The sequence below is a fragment of the Janthinobacterium sp. PLB04 genome, assembly GCF_021165895.1.
Taxonomy (GTDB): domain Bacteria; phylum Pseudomonadota; class Gammaproteobacteria; order Burkholderiales; family Burkholderiaceae_D; genus Janthinobacterium; species Janthinobacterium lividum.
This window is the reverse complement of record NZ_CP088968.1, coordinates 3,599,940-3,616,338: the sequence shown is the minus strand read 5'-3', so window position 1 is coordinate 3,616,338 and position 16,399 is coordinate 3,599,940. Positions and strand designations below refer to the sequence as shown.

At 65.1% G+C, this 16,399-nt stretch carries 17 protein-coding genes; 8 read left to right on the top strand and 9 right to left on the bottom strand.

Annotated elements, in window-relative coordinates; translation table 11 throughout:
- The 7 genes from phnE to LSO07_RS15950 all read right to left on the bottom strand — a co-directional run bounded on the left by phnE (window position 1) and on the right by LSO07_RS15950 (window position 6,894).
- Window positions 1–804 carry a phosphonate ABC transporter, permease protein PhnE gene (gene phnE / locus LSO07_RS15980; protein WP_034788459.1) on the bottom strand — a complete coding sequence of 268 codons (804 nt, stop codon included), beginning with the start codon at window positions 802–804 and terminating at the stop codon, window positions 1–3.
- Window positions 801–1,631 carry a PhnE/PtxC family ABC transporter permease gene (locus tag LSO07_RS15975; RefSeq protein ID WP_151095368.1) on the bottom strand — a complete coding sequence of 277 codons (831 nt, stop codon included), beginning with the start codon at window positions 1,629–1,631 and terminating at the stop codon, window positions 801–803. Before LSO07_RS15975 ends, phnE begins: the two co-directional genes overlap by 4 nt.
- On the bottom strand, window positions 1,625–2,437 hold the full coding sequence (locus LSO07_RS15970) for a phosphonate ABC transporter ATP-binding protein (RefSeq protein WP_151095366.1): 813 nt from the start codon (window positions 2,435–2,437) through the stop codon (window positions 1,625–1,627). The genes LSO07_RS15975 and LSO07_RS15970 overlap by 7 nt, the downstream gene beginning before the upstream one ends.
- Window positions 2,438–2,565: 128 nt before the next feature.
- Window positions 2,566–3,444 carry a putative selenate ABC transporter substrate-binding protein gene (locus LSO07_RS15965; RefSeq protein ID WP_034788498.1) on the bottom strand — a complete coding sequence of 293 codons (879 nt, stop codon included), beginning with the start codon at window positions 3,442–3,444 and terminating at the stop codon, window positions 2,566–2,568.
- A 26-nt stretch (window positions 3,445–3,470) separates the two neighbouring features.
- Window positions 3,471–4,535 carry a selenide, water dikinase SelD gene (selD, locus tag LSO07_RS15960; RefSeq protein WP_151095364.1) on the bottom strand — a complete coding sequence of 355 codons (1,065 nt, stop codon included), beginning with the start codon at window positions 4,533–4,535 and terminating at the stop codon, window positions 3,471–3,473.
- Window positions 4,536–4,580: 45 nt separating this feature from the next.
- Complete coding sequence (gene mnmH / locus LSO07_RS15955; protein WP_151095362.1) at window positions 4,581–5,672, bottom strand: tRNA 2-selenouridine(34) synthase MnmH; 1,092 nt, start codon at window positions 5,670–5,672, stop codon at window positions 4,581–4,583.
- A 34-nt stretch (window positions 5,673–5,706) separates the two neighbouring features.
- Window positions 5,707–6,894 carry an FAD-dependent oxidoreductase gene (locus tag LSO07_RS15950; protein ID WP_225317319.1) on the bottom strand — a complete coding sequence of 396 codons (1,188 nt, stop codon included), beginning with the start codon at window positions 6,892–6,894 and terminating at the stop codon, window positions 5,707–5,709.
- Window positions 6,895–6,983: 89 nt separating this feature from the next.
- Between LSO07_RS15950 and LSO07_RS15945 the strand changes: the two genes are divergently transcribed.
- Entirely contained in the window at window positions 6,984–7,667 is a 684-nt protein-coding gene (locus LSO07_RS15945; RefSeq protein ID WP_151095360.1) for a TetR/AcrR family transcriptional regulator, read from the top strand.
- Here LSO07_RS15945 and LSO07_RS15940 read toward each other — a convergent pair.
- Window positions 7,664–8,353 (bottom strand): LrgB family protein, encoded by a 690-nt coding sequence (locus tag LSO07_RS15940; RefSeq protein ID WP_077404605.1) that lies wholly within the window; start codon window positions 8,351–8,353, stop codon window positions 7,664–7,666. The genes LSO07_RS15945 and LSO07_RS15940 overlap by 4 nt on opposite strands.
- Entirely contained in the window at window positions 8,350–8,805 is a 456-nt protein-coding gene (locus LSO07_RS15935; protein WP_151095357.1) for a CidA/LrgA family protein, read from the bottom strand. The genes LSO07_RS15940 and LSO07_RS15935 overlap by 4 nt, the downstream gene beginning before the upstream one ends.
- A gap of 102 nt (window positions 8,806–8,907) precedes the next feature.
- Between LSO07_RS15935 and LSO07_RS15930 the strand changes: the two genes are divergently transcribed.
- From LSO07_RS15930 to LSO07_RS15900, 7 genes are all read left to right on the top strand, one after another.
- Window positions 8,908–9,816: a LysR family transcriptional regulator gene (locus tag LSO07_RS15930; protein ID WP_151095355.1), complete on the top strand. Its 909-nt coding sequence runs from the start codon at window positions 8,908–8,910 to the stop codon at window positions 9,814–9,816.
- Between the two features lie 25 nt (window positions 9,817–9,841).
- Window positions 9,842–10,660 (top strand): glutaminyl-peptide cyclotransferase, encoded by an 819-nt coding sequence (locus LSO07_RS15925; protein WP_208672405.1) that lies wholly within the window; start codon window positions 9,842–9,844, stop codon window positions 10,658–10,660.
- Between the two features lie 81 nt (window positions 10,661–10,741).
- Entirely contained in the window at window positions 10,742–11,608 is an 867-nt protein-coding gene (locus LSO07_RS15920; RefSeq protein ID WP_151095353.1) for a hypothetical protein, read from the top strand.
- Window positions 11,605–12,252: a hypothetical protein gene (locus LSO07_RS15915; protein ID WP_151095351.1), complete on the top strand. Its 648-nt coding sequence runs from the start codon at window positions 11,605–11,607 to the stop codon at window positions 12,250–12,252. The genes LSO07_RS15920 and LSO07_RS15915 overlap by 4 nt, the downstream gene beginning before the upstream one ends.
- 327 nt (window positions 12,253–12,579) lie before the next feature.
- On the top strand, window positions 12,580–14,547 hold the full coding sequence (locus tag LSO07_RS15910) for a ferritin-like protein (RefSeq protein WP_225317318.1): 1,968 nt from the start codon (window positions 12,580–12,582) through the stop codon (window positions 14,545–14,547).
- An 11-nt stretch (window positions 14,548–14,558) separates the two neighbouring features.
- The gene (gene bufB / locus LSO07_RS15905; RefSeq protein WP_151095347.1) at window positions 14,559–15,482 is read left to right on the top strand and encodes an MNIO family bufferin maturase; all 924 of its coding nucleotides are present in this window, start codon (window positions 14,559–14,561) and stop codon (window positions 15,480–15,482) included.
- Complete coding sequence (locus tag LSO07_RS15900) at window positions 15,472–16,365, top strand: HvfC/BufC N-terminal domain-containing protein (RefSeq protein ID WP_151095345.1); 894 nt, start codon at window positions 15,472–15,474, stop codon at window positions 16,363–16,365. The genes bufB and LSO07_RS15900 overlap by 11 nt, the downstream gene beginning before the upstream one ends.
- Window positions 16,366–16,399: the final 34 nt, after the last annotated feature.

Here is a 16,399-nt window from a genome sequence, read left to right as displayed (position 1 = left end):
TTAACGGGTCATGGCGCGGCGCAGCAGGTAGCTGAGGCCATCGACGGCGGCCACCATCAGCAGCATGGCGATGATGACGGTGGCGGCGTTCTGCATCTGGAACAGCGACAGATGGTATTTCAGCATTTGCCCCAGGCCGCCCGCACCGACGACGCCGAGGATGGCGGCGGCGCGGATATTGTTTTCCCAACGGTACAAGGTGTAGGACATCATTTGCGGGCTGCATTGCGGCAAGGTCGCGTACAGGAAGGCCACGGCGGGGCGCGCGCCATTGATGCGCAAGGTGGCCGCCGGCAGGGGCGGGCAATTCTCGAAGGCGTCGGCAAACAAGCGGCCCAGCACGCCCACCGTGTGCAGGGCCAGCGCCAGGGTGCCGGCGAACGGGCCCAGGCCGGCGGCAATCAGCAGGATCGACGCCCACACCAGTTCCGGGATCGAGCGCAGCACATTCAACACGCCACGCGTCGCGTTGCGCGCCACATTGCCGAAACGCCCGCTGGCGGGCAGGGCCAGCAATGCGCCCAAGACTGCCGCGATCACCGTGCCGATGGCCGACATGGCCAGGGTCTCGAACGTGGCCACACCGACTTTCATCAGGAAGGGGCTGGCCAGTTCGGGTGGGGCGAAACCGTGCAGGAAGTCGGCGCTCGTGCGCACGGCGTCGGCGCTGAAGAACTCGCCCCATTTCAGGGGCAGGGTGGCGAAGCTGGCAATGACCAGCAGCAATAAACCAGCCAGCAAGGCCCAGGTCGACCAGCGCACGGGAGCAGGCGCGGGCATCGCGGCGAAATGCTGATGCTTCATGCCAGTCTCCGGCGCAGCATGGCGGACACAGCGTCGGCGCCCGCCACCAGCAGCACGAAGACCATCAGCATGGTGGCCAGTTCGCTGCCCGCCATCATCTTCATCGATTCATCCATACGCTGGCCCAGGCCGCCTGCGCCGACAAATCCCATGACGACGGAGCCGCGGATCGCGCATTCCCAGCGGTAAATCGTGTACGACACCAGTTCGGCGGCCGATTCGGGCAAGGCGCCGTACAGCAAGGCCTTCAATCTGCCGCTGCCATTGTGAAGCAGGGCGTTGCAGGCGGACGCATCCGACGATTCGAGGATTTCCGCGTACACCTTGCCCAGCATGCCGCAATAGGTGAGGGCAATGGCGATGACGCCCGCCGTCGGTCCCAAGCCGACTATGCGCACCAGCAACAAGGCCCAGACCAGTTCCGGCACGCTGCGCAGCAGCACCAGCAGCGCACGGACTGCGTGGCGCACGCCGGCGGCCAGGGGCGACACCTGGCCGCTGCCGATGCGCGAGACCGACAGGCACTCCGTCACCAGCAGGGTCAGCGGGATGGCGCCCAGCATGGCCAGCGCCATGCCGGCCGTGGCCATGGCGATGGTTTCCCAACTGGAAATGGCCACCAGTTGCAGGAATTCCAGCGAGTGGGCGGGCGGGACGAAGCTGGCAAGGAACTGCCAGGTGGCCGCCAGGCTTTGCGCATCCCATAAGATCCACGGCTTGAATTCGGCCTGCACCAGCATCGGCCACAGCACCAGCAGCACGATGGCGGCGCCGGTCAGGCGGCCGCGCCAGGCGGGGTCGCGGGGGATGGCGGTGCTCTTCAGCAAAGGGGCCTCGCGGCATCCAGATTCGTTTCCACGGCCTCGAACTGCGGCGCGGGATCGGCCTTGTTGCGGTACAGCTCGGCGATCATGGCGTCGCTGACCTGGGCGCCAGGCAGGTCGAAGACGATCTTGCCATCGCGCAGGGCGACGATGCGCGTAAAGCAGGCGCGGGCGATTTCCACCTGGTGCAGGCTGCAGATCAGCGTGGCGTGGCGCGCCTGCGCTTCGGCCTGCAGCACATTGATTGTCTGCAAAGCGAGTGTGGGGTCGAGCGCGGACAAGGGTTCGTCTACGAGGAAGACTTCCGCATCGGACACCAGCGCGCGGGCCATGCCGCAGCGCTGGCGTTCGCCGCCGGACAGGCGGTCGACACGCGCATACAGTTTATCCTGCAGGTTGAACTTGCCCAGGGCTACCCACGCGGCGCGCGGGTCGACGGGCGCCAGCAGTGACCGGATGGCCGTCCACAAGCTCCATTGCGGCAAGCGTCCCGCCAGCACGGCGTTGACGACGCGCTGGCGCGGCGGCAAGGGCGGCGTTTGCGGCGCCAGGAACAGGCGCGCGCGCAAGGCATGGCGCTCGGCGCTGCCGATTTTCCACGGAGAAATGCCCAGGATGTCCAAGGTGCCGGATTCGGGACGCAGCGCGCACGCCAGCGTGTGCAGCAGGCTGGTCTTGCCGGCGCCGGACGGGCCGATCAGGGCGATCTGCTCACCCTGGGCCACGTCCAGGTCGAGGTCGCGCAGGGCCAGCGCATTGCCGGCCGCGCCCGCGTGGTGGACGCTGACCTTGTAAAGTTGGAATGTCATGCTTGAGAAATCGGTAGGTCGGATTAGGCCGCAGGCCGTAATCCGACAACATTGTTGGCATTATTGCCTGTGTCGGATTACGCGGCTTCGCCGCTAATCCGACCTACGGTAAAACGCGTCGATGCAAGTTACTTCAGCAGCTTCGCATCGCGCGCAGCCGCTTCGATATCCTTGTAGTTCTCGGCCTTGGTCGGGATGAACTTGGTGGCGCGCTGCAGTTCGAGGATTTCCTTGCCTTCGGCCGTCGCTGGGTCCAGCGCCAGGAAGGCGTCCGTCAGCTTTTTGCGCACGACGGGGTTCATGTCGGCGCGCACGCTCCAGTTGTAGTCGTAGTAGCCCGGTGTCGTGTAGAACACGCGCACCTTGCTTGGATCGACCTTTTTCGCTTCCACCAGTTTTTCCCATACGGAAATGTTCAAGGTGCCCGCGTCGACCTTGCCGCCGGCCACTGCCGCCACGGTGGCGTCATGCGCGCCGGAAAACGCGATGCGCTTCATGTCCGTGTCCGGATTGATCTTGGCAGCCAGCAGGTAGTAGCGCGGCATCAAGTGGCCGGACGTCGACGATTCCGAGCCGAAGGTGAAATTCTTGCCTTTCAGGTCGGACAACTGGTTGATGTCCTTGCTGGTGGTCACAAACACGGAGCGGAACTTCGTGTCTTCTTCGCGCTGTACCAGCGGGACGATCTTGCCGCCGCTGCGCACGTTCGCTTGCACGAAGGTAAAACCGCCGAACCAGACCATGTCGAGCTTGTTATTGATCAAGCCTTCCACGGAGGCCGCGTAATCGGTGACAGGCGTGAATTCCACCTTCATGCCCAGCTTTTTCTCCAGATAGCTGCCCAGCGGCTTGAACTTGCGCTGTAATTCCGTCGGCGCTTCATCGGGAATGGCGGACACGCGCAACACTTGCTGCGCCTGCGCCAGGCCGCTGTGGATGGCCAGGGTGGCGGCGACGGTGGCCAGGATGGCGGGGAATTTGGAAAATGAGTTGGAGAATGTGGTCATGGGACTGCCTTTGCAAAAAATATTCATTAGATTACGGAAACCCCGGTACTTCCTTCCAGCATCTCGCCGATGACGACGGCGTCGGCAAAGCCTTCGGCGCGGAAAATCGCCAGCACTTGTTCGACGGCTTCTGGCGCGCAGGCCACCAGCAGGGGGCCGGCCGTTTGCGGGTCCGTCAAAATCGCCTTGTCGATGGCGCTCAGGCTGTCGTCCAGCGCCACTTGCGCGCCGTAGCCCTGCCAGTTGCGGCCGGAGGCGCCCGTGATGTTGCCATTTTGCGCCAGTTGCTGCACTTGCGGCAGCAGCGGCACGGAAGCCATGGCGATGCGCGCCTGCAACTTGGCGCCGCGCGCCAGTTCCAGCGTATGGCCCAGCAAGCCGAAGCCCGTCACATCCGTCAGCGCATGCACACCGTCCAGCAGAGCCAGTTTCTTGCCCGGGGTATTCAATTTGGTGGTGTTGTCGATTAAGGAAGCGTAGCCCTCCGCGTCCAGCGCGTTCTTTTTCAGCGCGGCCGACAAGATGCCCACGCCGATCGGCTTGCCCAGCACCAGTTTATCGCCGGCGCGCGCGCCCGCGTTGCGTTTCACCTGCGACGGGTGCACGAGGCCCAGCACGACCAGGCCATAGATCGGCTCGACGGAATCGATGGTGTGGCCGCCCGCGATGGGGATGCCGGCCTGGGCGCAGATGGTTTCGCCGCCTTTCAAGATGAGGCCGATGGTTTCCACGGGCAGCTTGTTGATCGGCATGCCGACCAGGGCCAGCGCCATGATGGGCGTGCCGCCCATGGCGTACACGTCGGAAATGGCATTGGTGGCGGCGATGCGGCCGAAGTCGAACGGGTCGTCGACGATGGGCATGAAGAAATCCGTCGTGGCGATCAGCGCCTGCTCGTCGTTGAGCTGGTAGACGGCCGCGTCATCCGAGGTTTCTATACCGACCAGCAATTCCTTCGGCAGGGGAAAGCCGCCGCTGCCCTTTAAAATGTCAGCCAGCACGCCCGGCGCAATCTTGCAGCCGCAGCCGCCGCCATGGGCAAATTCGGTCAATCGAATGGGTGGTTTAGATGGTGCTGCGGTATCGGACATGGTCGTCATCCTGCTGGAAAAGGTCATTAAAAGCTGCGCCGGCGCTTACGCGGCGCTGGCGGTACGGTGTTCGCCGACGATAGCACATAATGCGCGCGCGGCTTGCTCAAAGGCATGTTCTGAAATATCGGGCAAGACCAGCGGCGTTGCCTGGGCGTAGCGGCTGAAGTTGCGGGCGATCGATTGCCGGTAGACGGGGTCGTAATGCTGCACCAGCAGTTCTTCCACCAGCTCGGCCATGCGGCCAGCCGTGGCCAGCTGCTGCCAGTGGGCAATTTTTTCCTTGCCGTGCAGCTGCGTCAACAGCGCCAGCTGCACGTTCAGGCGCGCCGGGTCGCCGACGAAATGCGCATAGTCCTGCATCAGCAATTGCACGCGCTCCCCGATGTCCAGGCGCACGTCCGTGCAAACGGCCGCGCGCATCTTGTCCATCAGCGCATCGGGCACGCGCAAACGGCCTACCTTCTTGCTTTCGGACTCGATGAAGACGGGCAGCGCCGGGTCGAAATGGCGCAACTGCTGCCACAGCACGCTTTCAAACGCTTTTTGCGATGGCTGGTGTTCCTCCGGCAAGCCGCCCAGCACGGAGCCGCGGTGGGCCGCCAGGTCTTCCAGATCGATCACTTGCGCGCCTTGCCTGTCCAGCACTTGCAGCAAACGGCTCTTGCCGCTGCCCGTGGGGCCGCACAGCACGTTGATGAAGTCGAAACGTTCGGGCAGGGTGGCCAGCTCGGCGTTCACGTGGCGCCGGTAATCCTTGTAGCCGCCCTCGAGCTGCGTGACGGGCCAGCCGATGCGCGCCAGGATGTGCGCCATGGCGCCGCTGCGGTTGCCGCCGCGCCAGCAGTAAACCAGTGGCTTCCAATGCTGCGGATGGCCGAGAAAACCGTCTTCGATATGCCGCGCGATATTTTTCGCGATCAGCGCCGCGCCCAGCTTCTTCGCTTCGAAGGCACTGGTCTGCTTATATAAGGTACCCACGCGCACGCGCTGCTCGTCGTCCAGCACGGGCAGGTTGATGGCGCCCGGCAAGTGGTCTTCCGCGAATTCGGACGGGCTGCGCACGTCGATGATGGCATCGAACTCGCTCAAGCTGGGCAGGATGTCGCTGAAAGGCTGAACTGCAGGGTATTTCATCGTGGCGCGGCTGCTGGGAATGGGGAAAGACGTATTATCCCCGATAAACGCCGCTGGCGTGGGGCTCAGGCGCCGCTGCCTGCACTTCGCGCGCCGGGCCGCTGTCTTGCATGCCGGCAAAGAACCGCACCAGGCTGTGCGGCGCGTCGTCGGCAAAGCACAGGCGAAGGATGCGCTCGGACTCGGCCGCCGCCGCGCTGCTGCGCGCAAACAGCGCCGTTTCATAGACCCGCAGGGCCGTTTCCATGTCGTCCGGCTGCGCGGCAAGCGCCTGCGCCAGTTCGGCGCCATCGAACATGGCGAGATTCGCCCCTTCGCCGGCCGGCGCCATCAGATGGGCCGCATCGCCCAGCAAGGTCGCGCCCGCCACGCGCTGCCAGCGGTGCCCGACGGGCAGCAAGTGTACGGGACGGGGCACGGGCGGCGTGTCGGCGTCCGTGATCAGGGCCGTCAGCGCCGGCGCCCAGCCGGAAAATTGCGCGGCGATGCGGGCCCGGGCGGCGGCGGGATCGGCAAAATCGATGCCGGCCAGCCAGGCTTCCGGTTTGCTCAGGGCCACGTAGGCATGCAGCACGCCATCGGCTTCGCGGTGGGCCTGGATGCCCTTGCCGGGCGCCAGCGCGAACAGGGCGCCGGCGCCCACGGCGTGCGCGCTGGCCGGGTGGCGGCGGTCGCTGTCGAGCAGATACGTTTCAATAAAGGCAATGCCGCTATATGCGGGCTGCGCGCTGGAGAGCAGAGGCCGCACCTTCGACCAGGCGCCGTCCGCGCCGACCAGCAGGTCGGCGGTGGCCGTGGCGCCATTCGCAAAACCCAGCCTGTGCCGGCCACCATCCAGTGTCGCCACGCCTGTCAGCTTATGTCCCCAGCGCACCGTGCCGGCGGGCAGGGACTCGAGCAGGATGCGGCGCAGCTCGCCGCGCGGCACTTCGGGACGGCCACCCGTGCCATCGTCCCCTTCGTCGAGCAAGACCGTGCCGTGCTGGTCGAGCACGCGGCTCGCTTCGCCGCCTGTATGGATGAGGGTGCGGAAGACCTCATGCAGGCCGGCCGCCCGCAGCGCTTGCTGGCCCGTGTCCTCGTGGATGTCGAGCATGCCGCCCTGGCGGCGCGCCTGCGGCGAAGCGTCCGCTTCATAGATGGCGGCGGCGATGCCGTGGACGTGCAGCACGCGGGCGAGCATCAGCCCGCCCAGCCCCGCGCCGATGATGGCGATATGCATGGTGATCCTTGAAGGTGGTTTTAAAATGGAACTGGAACTATGTTCCACAAGAATTTTGCGGCACGGCGGCATCTGTGTCAAGATAGGCGATGTCCCATACCGTAACGCCCCCACCACGACGCGCCGACTCGCTGACGCGCGAGACCATCATCGACGCCGCCATTGACCTGCTCGACACGGCGGGCGAGGGCGGCCTGACGTTCCGCGCCCTGGCTGCTCGCCTGGCGACGGGAGCGGGCGCCATTTACTGGCACGTGGCCGACAAGGATGATTTGTTCACGGCCGCCAGCGACGCCATCGTCGCCCGCGCCATGGATGCCGTCCTGCAGTGCGAGACGCCGCAGGCGGGCATCCGCGCCGTGGCGCTGGCCATGTTCGAGGCGATGGATGCGCATCCCTGGCTGGGTTCGGCCTTGTCGCGCGCGCCGGGCCAGCTGCCTACCGTGCGCATCCTGGAACGCCTGGGGCGGCAGGTGGATGCGCTGGGCGTGCCGCAGGACAGGCAATGGCTGGCGGCATGCACCCTGCTCAATTATCTGCTGGGTGTGAGCGGGCAGAATGCGGCCAATGCCGCCATCGCCCGGGAAAAAGGCCTGGAGCGCGCGCATTTCCTCGACACCATGGCGGGCGCCTGGTCACGCCTCGACGCGCAGGCGTTTCCATTTGCCCGCAAGGTGGCGGGACAGCTGCGCGCGCACGATGACCGCGAGGATTTCCTGGCAGGAATCGACCTGATCGTGCATGGCATGCAGGCGCTGCAAGCGGGCCGCTAGCCCAGCAGATGCCCCAGCAGGGGCGCCAGCAGCACCGTCACGACGCCCGAGAAAATCATCGTCAGGCTGGCCACGGCGCCTTCTTCCGTGCCGACCCGGCGCGCCACCGACAAGCCAAAGCCGTGCGCGGCCGCGCCATACGGGGCGCCACGGGCGATGCGCATGCGCAAGGGCAGCAGTTTTAAGAGCGGTTTGCCCAGCATCAGGCCGAACAAACCCGTCATCACCACGAAGATACCCGTCAGCTGGGCCGAGCCGCCCATGTGGCGCGATGCTTCCAGCGCGAACGGCGTCGACACGGAACGCGCCAGCAGGCTGCGCGCCATGTCGCCATGCACACCAAAGACCCGATCCAGCAGCAGGGTGGCGGCAACCGATGCCACGATGCCGGCGCAGCTGCCCAGGCTCAAGGCCAGCCAGTGCTTGCGGATCAGCTTGCGCTCCTGGAAGATGGGCAGCGCAAACGCGATGGTGGCTGGGCCCAGCAGCCACGGCAGCCAGCGCGTTTCGCCGAAATACGTGGCGAACGGCGTCGAGGTCGCCTGCACGATGACGATCAATATCGCCGAGGTGCAGATGGCGGGCGTCAGCAGGAAATGCGGATGGCGGCGGTGCAGCGCCTGGTTGGCGTAGAACAGCACCAGGGTCAGCAGCAAGAACAGCAGGGACAGGAGCAAGGTGCTCATGCTGCCGCCCTGGCTGCGCGCTGGCGCCGCAGTGTTTGCAGGCGCAGCTTGCGTTCATAGCGGCACACCCATTCCACGGTGAAGGCCGTGGCCAGCATCACGCTGGCAAAGCCCAGGCCGATGTTTACGAACAACATCAAGCCCTGCGACTTCAACAGCTGCGTAAATTGCACCACGGAGACGACCAGCGGAATAAAGAACAGCAGCATGTTGGCCAGCAGCCAGTTCGCGCCCAGTTCGATGGCGGCAGGCCGCACCCAACCCGCCAGCAGCAGGGCCACCAGCACGAACAGACCCACCACGCCGCCGGAAAACGGCAAGTGCAGTGCGGAAGCGGCCTCGTCGGCCAGCCACCAGGCGGCGATCAGCGCGCCCACTTGCCACACGGTCTGCGCAGGCTGGCGCCAGGCGGGGATGGAGGGCAGGGCGGCGGGATAGGGGACGGCTTTCACGGCAGGCTTTCAAACGGCAGGGGAAGGTTTCATTGTAGGGACGCCACATCAAAAGATAAAATGACTTAAACTTATGATTATCATTCGATATTGGAATGCATCATGGATATCCGCTCCTTGCGCTACTTCGTCGAAGTGGTGGAACAGAACAGTTTTACGCGGGCGGCCGCCAGGCTGCACGTCACGCAGCCCACCGTCAGCAAGATGGTCCAACAGCTGGAACAGTCGCTGGACCTGGCCTTGCTGGACCGCGCCGGCAAACGTTTTACCCTGACGGACGCGGGCAAGGTGGTGCTGGCGCGCGCGCATACATTGCTGGCCCTGCACGCGGAACTGAAGGTGGAATTACGCGACCTGGAAGAGCTGGAGCGGGGCGAGTTGCGGGTCGGCGTGTCGCCGCAGACGCATTCCACCCTGGCGCCGTGGCTGGCCGAGTACCACCAGCGCTATCCGGGCATCGAGCTGAAAATGTATGAAAGCGGCACGCAAGCCATCGAGCGCGACTTGCGCACCGGCATGGTGGAGCTGGGCACCATGCTCGATTACCCGGGCAATGCGGCCACGTGGCAGGATTTCGAGGCCTTGCCCCTCGTGCGCTCGCCGCTGTGCCTGCTGGCCGCGCCCGGTTCGCCGTGGCAGGGACGCTCTTCCGTGGCCCTGGCCGAGCTGGCCGACAGTCCCTTCATCTTTTACGGTGCCGCCTTCGCCTTGAATGACATCGTGCTCGATGCCTGCCAGCGGGCCGGTTTCGCCCCGCGCATCACGGGCCGCAGCGGCCAGTGGGATTTCATCGCCTCGCTGGTCCGCCTGGGCGTGGGCATCTGCCTGTTGCCGAAGATGTATTGCGACACGCTCGAGCCAGCGCAGTTTGCCGTGATTCCCCTGGCCGGTCCGCCCGTGGAATGGAATCTGATGCTGGCCTGGCGCCGCGGCGGTCGGCTGTCTTTCGCTGCCCGCGCCTGGCTGGAGCTCGTCAGGGCGCGCATGGCGCAGCCCGGGCGATTACAATAGGCGCTCGCCAACCACCGCCAAGAATATGAAGAATATCGGTAAAACAAGTCTGAAACGCACGGCAGGCTCGCTGCTGCTGGGATTGTTATGCACCGTGGGCCTGATGAGCGAAATGGGCTACGCCCAGGCCGCCATTCCCGTGTATGGCTATTTCGTCAAGAATACCTATCCTCACGACCCCCGGGCGTTTACCCAGGGCTTGCTGTTCAAGGATGGCCATCTGTATGAAAGCACGGGCCAGAATGGCCAGTCCTCCTTGCGCAAGGTGGAATTGACGACTGGCAAGGTGCTGCAGAAAAGCATGCTCGATAAAAAAGTATTCGGCGAAGGCATCACGGACGTGGGCGATGACATCCTTGGCCTGACGTGGATGTCGCAGACCGGTTATGTGTTTGACCAGAAAACGTTCAAGCTGAAACGCACATTCAGCTACCAGGGCGAAGGCTGGGGCTTGGCCAGCGACAGTCAATTTGTCTACATGAGCGACGGCAGCTCCGCCATCCGCGTGCTGAATCCGAAAACCCTGGCCGAGGTGCGCCGTTTCGAGGTGAAGGCGGAAGGCCGCCCCATCGAGCGCCTGAACGAACTGGAAATGGTCGACGGCGAGCTGTACGCGAATGTGTGGGGCGCGGACGTGATCGCCCGCATCGACCCGGCCAGCGGCAAGGTGGTCGGCTGGATCGACCTGACGGGCTTGCTGCCGCCCGCGCAGCGGGGTACGGCCAATCCCGACGCCGTGCTCAATGGCATCGCCTGGGATGCGCGCGGCAAGCGTTTGTTTGTCACGGGCAAGCTGTGGCCCAAGCTGTTCGAGATCGAACTGATTGAAATCCAGCGCCGTTGATGTTTCCTATCGGACAGTGTTGCTGACGAGGAATCGTTTATCATCCTGATTCTTCGCCCCGTGCGACCCTTGCAGGATGCCATGCCGTTCCTACCTCTGTTGCTACCTTTATGCCGCCTGGCGGCCGCCGCCAGCTTGCTTGCCGCCGTCCTGCCTGCCGCGCAGGCGCAAACACCATACGTGCCGGTGATGCAGCAATACGGCGACTTTGTCGTCACGCGCGACCGCCACGACCCGCTCGTCAACTTGTCTTTCCGTAAGCACGGCTATTGGCCTGGCGGCGCGCGTGAAGTGGTGGAAGTGCGCCCCATCAAGGCCAGGCGCGAAGGCCAGCCCATGCTGCTGGCCTTTACCAAGGGCTATACGGGCCAGGGCACGATCCTCATCGGCGTGCAGAACGGCGAACCGCTGATGCGCCCCATCAGTCCCATGCAGCGCGACGACATGGTGCGCACGGAGCGCGACCCCGAATGGGGCGTGCCGCAGCCGGGGCGCAGCGAAATACTGCTGTTCGCCCGCGATGGCCGGGCGCTCGATACGGACACGGGCGAGCTGCTGTGGTTTGACGTGCCGGGCATCGTCACGGGCGATTACGCGCCCGCTATGCTGGTCTCCGTCTCGCCCGACGGGCGGCGCGGCGCTTATCTGACGAATGCGCTGACGAAGGTAGGGATTATCGTTGCCACGCGCGACGACGGCATGGCCGGCGTCCTGGACTTGCCGCCAGATACCCATCAACGGTGGCTGAAGCCCTTGTCGGAAGCCGCTTCCGCGCAGGCGGGCGCCGCCATCAAGGCGCGCCAGGGCCGCACGGATTCGAACCGCATCCGGCGCGAGCTGGAACTGGCCTGGTTCGGCCAGCAATTTCAATGGAAACAAGGCAAGAACGGCTGGCAAGTGACGGGGCTGGGCCTCAGTTCTGCGCCGCCGGAAGGAAAACAGCCATGACAATACCCAAACTCCTCGCCGGCTGCCTCGCCGCCTCCCTGCTGGCCGGCTGCGTGCATGGCGAAATGTTCCCCAAGGATTATCTGGCGCAAGATATCGATAAGCAACAAGCCTTGCTGGAACTGGACGTGGTCTTCGGCAAAGAGCCCGATGACAAGCTGACGTCGAGCGTGACGGCCCGCAATACCGTGGAGTACGCAGGCGCGCCGCACATCGTCGTGCCGTTTTACCAGAAGGGACTCGGCTTCGACCAGGGTTTTGCCGGCACGTATATTTTTGCCGTCGTGTATCCCGTTGCCAAGGTCGAGACGGCCACGGCCAGAAGCCGCGTCTTCGGCCAGAAACTTGACGGCCAGCAGCAGGGCAGCCCGCGCTACCGCTTCCGCGTGCCGGGCAAGGCGCAGTGGAACAGCAATGAAACCTTCATGCTGAGTTTTGAGCGCAAGGGCCGTCGCGAAGAAATCACTTTCCGCTTCAGCAACGAGCAAAGCTGCCCGTCCGCCTTCCTGGCCACCACGCCAAAATATGGCTTCCCCATCAAGGTCGTCGCCACCTTCAAGGAAGATAAAGGCTGTCTGAAAGTGTGCGACAGCCGCGACCAGTGGCCGGGCTTTTGCGCCTTCCAGCCGCTGCCCGGCGCCTGACTATCAGCATGCAAGCCACGCGCCGGCGCTTGCCGGTGCGGCGCTTATACACGCGCAGGTTTTGCCGATTCTATTCAATTGTCATCGAATGGCCGCTGAAAACGCCTATTTTCATGGCCCAGAGCTGACTGCCTTACCCCAAGGCCTGCGCATAAATCTTGCCGCAAAAGTATCTTTCTCAGGCGTATGATTTCCTTGCCGTGAACAGCGCACGCAGATGGCGCGGACCGGCCCGATATCCGAAACGCATCCTTCCTGTGGAGATACAGAATGAAAATGCCCGTTTTAGGAAGCACCCAGGCCCCCATCATCAGGCGCCCGCTAGACATGCTGGACACCGACACGGCCGCCGTGCGCGCCATCGCCCAGGCGGCCGTCAGCGTCGAGCTGTTCACCATTCCCCTGTACATGGCCACCATGTACTCGATCCACGGCACGCACCAGATCAACTCGAAAGGCGTCACCTACTATGAGGGCCGCCAGTGGCCGGGCATGGGCACCACGGCCCGGCCCGAGTTGAAGGAGCAAAAGGCCTTCAACATCATCTTCAGCGTCTTCATCCAGGAAATGCTGCATCTGCAGATGGCGGCCAACCTGGCCACGGCCATCGGCACGGCGCCATGCTTCACGGGCTCGGAGCTGCAATCGCAGGATCATGGCTGGACCTGCTATGGCAAGGATTGCACGGTGATCCCGCACATCGTCGACTTGCAGGACACGTCCGGCTACCGCCACGTGCGCGTCAACCTGGAAGAGCTGAACAGCAACCAGTGCGACCTGTTCCTCGCCATCGAGCAACCAGAGGAGCAGGCACGCGCCCAGCTGGCCGAGTTCGACAAGCACAACCACACCAAATACTTCCCGGAAGTGCCGCTGCCGGGCTGGACCCCGGGCAAGCACGTGCATGATCTGCCCCTGTTCGGCACCATCGGCTACATGTACGAATGCTATGCGCGCTACATCAGCATCGAATATGCGGATGGCCAGACCCTGTGGCAAAAGCTGTTCGTCAACGGTTCGGTGCAGCAGGACATGTTCAACAGCCAGGTCCAGGGCCATGCGCGGGCGGAATTTCCCAAATTCGACACCTGCTTCGGCCCGCAGGACCAGGATGGCGGCCAGACGGGCTCGTTCAACAAGGCCATCGACATGATGGCGGCCATCACGGACCAGGGCGAGGGCAGCGAAGCGGCCATCCAGCGTTACCGCCGCGATGCGGCACTGCGCCTGAAGGCCGTGCAGCCCGACTACCGCGAAGACCTGGATGCCTTGAAGTGCGATTATCCGTCCTACGCGAACAATGGCAAGGATGCCGAATCGCGCGACGCGCAGGCGCGCCACGACAGCGCCCCGTTCGACCACTACGAGCGTTTCGGCCAGGTCAAGGCGATGCTGCCCGTGACTACCTGGGCCAGCTGGCACAAGCAGGGCCAGCAGTGGAGCGCGGCCATGCTGACCAACGAACGCTACAACCCGGCCAGCGCGCCGCAGAATATCCCCGCGCCGACGGCCGTGGCGGGTGCCCTGAACCGCCTGAAGGACGCCAGCGGTACCCTGGAGATGCTGAGCACGGTGGCCACGGGCGCCATCTACGGCATCACTTCCGTGCTGGACAAGTACTGGCAGAACCAGCAACTGGCCTTTCCGTATCCGTCGATGGTGGGCGCGGGCGACCGCATGGCCATCTGCTGGGCCGTGCTGGGCCAGGCGCCGAACCTGGCGACGGGCGTGCCGCTGGCCGAGAAAAGCGTGCTGTACCACGCCTGCCAGGGCATGCACCTGGAAGGCGAGGCCTCGTCCACCTGCGCCGCGCTGGCCGTCTACCATACCTGCCGCGGCTCCAACGGCTGCCATGCCCAGGGCGGCTGCGGCTTTGCCCAGGCCGACACGGGCGGTTCGTCCTGCGGCCACTCGGTCAAGCTGGCTGCGTCGCCGGGCACACCGTGCTATGTGCCGCCACCGCCGCCGCAGCCCGATAAAGTCTACAGCGCGCCCAGCGACAACAAATGCGGGGGATTCGGCGGCTGCGCCGTGCCGATCTCGGCCTCGCAACTGTATCCGAACACGACGGGCAAGGAACCGCCCGAGCCCGCCACCATGACTTTGTACGACTTCGGACCCGCGCCCGAGCACCGCAGCATTCCGCTGGGCCAGAGCATGAGCTTTGCGCTGGGCGACAATGTCTACGACAAGGCCTGGGAAGCCTACGGCAAGGTGATGGCGGCGCGCGGCACGCCGGTGGGGGCGCCGCCGGCGCCCACCGACCTGCGCCTGGCCTTGCCGCCGTCGACCTGATGCGGCACGCCATGCACACGGTAGCGCCACGCCTGGGCTTGCCGCACCTGGGCCTGGGCGTGGGGCTGCGCCCGCCGCACTATGCGCACATCCTGCGCCACGGGCCGCAGGTGGACTGGTTCGAGATCATCAGCGAGAACTTCATCGACAACCACGGCTATGCGCGCCATGTGCTGGAGCAGGTGGCGGCGCAAGTGCCCATCGTCATGCATAGCGTCTCGCTGTCGATCGGCAGCAGCGATCCGCTCAATCTCGCCTACCTGCGCAAGCTGCGCCAGCTGGCCGGCGAGATCCGGCCCGCGTGGATTTCCGACCACCTGTGCTGGACGGGCGCCGCCTCGCTCAACAGCCACGACTTGCTGCCGCTGCCGCTGGACGAGGCCAGCCTGCGCCACGTGGCGGGACGCGTGCGGCAGGTGCAGGAATTCCTGGGCCGTCCGCTGATCCTGGAAAACCCCAGCAGCTACGTGGAATTTGCCCAGTCCAGCATGCCGGAATGGGAATTCCTGGGCCGCCTGGCCGAAGACACGGGCTGCGGACTCTTGCTCGACGTCAACAATGTCCACGTCAGCGCGCATAACCACGGCTATGACGCGGCCCACTACATCCGCCAGTTGCCGCACGCGCACATCGTGCAGATCCACCTGGCCGGCCCCACCGTGTGCGGCGCCGTGCTGATCGATACCCATGACGCCCCCGTGCCGGCTGCCGTGTGGCGCCTGTACGCGCTGGCGCAGCGGCTGACGGGCGGCGTGTCGGCCCTGCTGGAATGGGATGCGGAGATTCCCCCGTACCCGCAGCTGCTGGCCGAGCTCGACAAGGCGCGCGCGGCCGAGCGGGGAGAATTCGCCGACGCATCGCCAGCCATGGCCGGCGCTGCGGGCGCCGTCTCGGCGCCGCTGGGCTTTCACCTGGAGGCGGCCCATGCCCCGTAGCACCGCCGCAGGCGAATCTGGCGAGGCCCGCGCACCGCTGGCGCAATTGCAGGCCTGGTTCCTGACGGCGATGACGGCGCCGGGCGGCGCGGTGCGCGGCGCACAGCTGGCCAGCGAGCGCCATGGCTTGATGCAGGAGCAGGTGCTGAAACAGGCGCGGGGCGGTCCGGCACCGCTGCACATCCATGCGGATGGCTATGTGCAGCGCCTGCTCGAATGCCTGCAAGCCGACTATCCCGTGTTGCGCAAGGTCATGGGTGACGAGCTGTTCGCCTTCTTTGCCCGCGCCTATGTCTGGCGCCACCCGTCCGCATCCGCGACCCTGTATGACCTGGGCGCCGGCTTTGCCGATTTTCTCGCCGCCAGCCAGCATGCCGCTGGCGCGCAAGGGGCGGCCCTGCGCTTTCCCGTGGAACTGGCGCAGCTGGAACGGGCGCGCAGCGAAGCGGGCAGGGCGCCCGGCCTGGAAAAGCTGGCGCCGCCCATGTTGCCGTGCGGATTGGACTTGCTATTGGGAAATGCACCGGCCTGGCGCCTGGCGCCGTGCACGCGGCTGCTGGCCCTGTCGTTCCCTCTGGCCGACTACTGGCAACAGGCGCAGGCCGCGCCGGACGACGCCGTGCCGGCCCAGCCAGAGGCAAGTCCCGCCTTTGTCGCCATTTCGCGCATGCATTACCGGCTTGCCATGCAGGAATTGCAGCCCTGGCAGTTTTATTGTCTGCAAGCGTTGGCCGGCGGCGCGCCGCTGGCACAGTGCGCGGGGCAGGCGGCGCGGGCTAGCGGCAGGGCGGCGGACGAGGTGCTGGCCGACGCCATGCTGTGGCTGCCGCTGGCGGCCGCGGCCGGGCTGGTCACCATCGATGTATGCGCAGAAAGCGGCTGACGCAAAAAAGGCCGATGGAAATCGGCCTCGATGA

Excerpts from the sequence above, each read along its gene's own strand:
- phnE (WP_034788459.1), bottom strand. The coding sequence starts at position 804 with ATGAAGCATCAGCATTTCGCCGCGATGCCCGCGCCTGCTCCCGTGCGC.
- LSO07_RS15970 (WP_151095366.1), bottom strand. The coding sequence starts at position 2,437 with ATGACATTCCAACTTTACAAGGTCAGCGTCCACCACGCGGGCGCGGCC.
- LSO07_RS15965 (WP_034788498.1), bottom strand. The coding sequence starts at position 3,444 with ATGACCACATTCTCCAACTCATTTTCCAAATTCCCCGCCATCCTGGCC.
- selD (WP_151095364.1), bottom strand. The coding sequence starts at position 4,535 with ATGTCCGATACCGCAGCACCATCTAAACCACCCATTCGATTGACCGAA.
- mnmH (WP_151095362.1), bottom strand. The coding sequence starts at position 5,672 with ATGAAATACCCTGCAGTTCAGCCTTTCAGCGACATCCTGCCCAGCTTG.
- LSO07_RS15950 (WP_225317319.1), bottom strand. The coding sequence starts at position 6,894 with ATGCATATCGCCATCATCGGCGCGGGGCTGGGCGGGCTGATGCTCGCC.
- LSO07_RS15945 (WP_151095360.1), top strand. The coding sequence starts at position 6,984 with ATGTCCCATACCGTAACGCCCCCACCACGACGCGCCGACTCGCTGACG.
- LSO07_RS15940 (WP_077404605.1), bottom strand. The coding sequence starts at position 8,353 with ATGAGCACCTTGCTCCTGTCCCTGCTGTTCTTGCTGCTGACCCTGGTG.
- LSO07_RS15930 (WP_151095355.1), top strand. The coding sequence starts at position 8,908 with ATGGATATCCGCTCCTTGCGCTACTTCGTCGAAGTGGTGGAACAGAAC.
- LSO07_RS15925 (WP_208672405.1), top strand. The coding sequence starts at position 9,842 with ATGAAGAATATCGGTAAAACAAGTCTGAAACGCACGGCAGGCTCGCTG.
- LSO07_RS15920 (WP_151095353.1), top strand. The coding sequence starts at position 10,742 with ATGCCGTTCCTACCTCTGTTGCTACCTTTATGCCGCCTGGCGGCCGCC.
- LSO07_RS15915 (WP_151095351.1), top strand. The coding sequence starts at position 11,605 with ATGACAATACCCAAACTCCTCGCCGGCTGCCTCGCCGCCTCCCTGCTG.
- LSO07_RS15910 (WP_225317318.1), top strand. The coding sequence starts at position 12,580 with ATGCTGGACACCGACACGGCCGCCGTGCGCGCCATCGCCCAGGCGGCC.
- bufB (WP_151095347.1), top strand. The coding sequence starts at position 14,559 with ATGCACACGGTAGCGCCACGCCTGGGCTTGCCGCACCTGGGCCTGGGC.
- LSO07_RS15900 (WP_151095345.1), top strand. The coding sequence starts at position 15,472 with ATGCCCCGTAGCACCGCCGCAGGCGAATCTGGCGAGGCCCGCGCACCG.